This window comes from Vibrio sp. 1978 (assembly GCF_033344345.1).
The window spans coordinates 1-688 of the sequence record NZ_JAWPOP010000485.1 but is presented as its reverse complement, the minus strand read 5'-3'; the positions used below and the strand labels follow the sequence as shown (position 1 = coordinate 688).

The 688-nt window shown below is 51.9% G+C and carries 2 pseudogenes; both read left to right on the top strand.

Annotation, left to right across the window (positions count from 1 at the left end):
- Nucleotides 1-341, top strand: a pseudogene (locus R8N49_RS27375) (hypothetical protein); the annotation flags it as partial.
- A 161-nt stretch (nucleotides 342-502) separates the two neighbouring features.
- Nucleotides 503-688, top strand: a pseudogene (locus R8N49_RS27370) (hypothetical protein); the annotation flags it as partial.

Sequence of the window (688 nt, the reverse complement as noted above, 5' to 3'; positions counted from 1 at the left end):
CCGGTAAGCACGGCATGATGGCCGAGATCGGATTGAAACATCAGGTTGATGCCTGGTATGCAGATATGGACGAAACACGGCTCGCAACCGATTGGAACACCGCCGTCATTACGCCTCACTGCTTGCTGCTTTCCTATCTGGATGTGCTTCAAAAGAACAAAGTTCCCTTTGATGAAGGTGTGCAGCTCGCTGCCGAATGGGTGAAGCAACTTGGCGGGGAATTTCGTGAAGACACTGAGGAAGCGCCGGAAGCTGAGGCTTCAGTGCTTTCCCTGGGGAGAGCCACGGCTCATTGCTTTAATCCCTATCCGGACACAAAAAAGTTCTATTACGAGGCCTAAGCCTCACCCAAACAGGAGGATCAACATGCGATACCAGGTATTTAAAACGAAGGAAGGGGGCCAGCCGGTGTTTACGGCACCGTGGTACTGGTTGGCCTCTGCCATTGCTCACTGGTCATCTCTTAACTGGGATGCCTGTCGAATCGTAGACAGCAAGGTGGATGAAACAAGGCTCTGTTGGGCCAAGGCTCTACCGGCTGGGAAAAAAAAGTAATTTGGATGGAGTGATTATGAGGTTAGGTTTTGTGAAAAATACGGGGGTTTCAGCGTTCCTGGTAGCCATGCTGGTGGTGGCCCCTCAGGTATGGGCAGAAACCTTTACTGCGAAGGTTGTGGGGGTGTCTGAC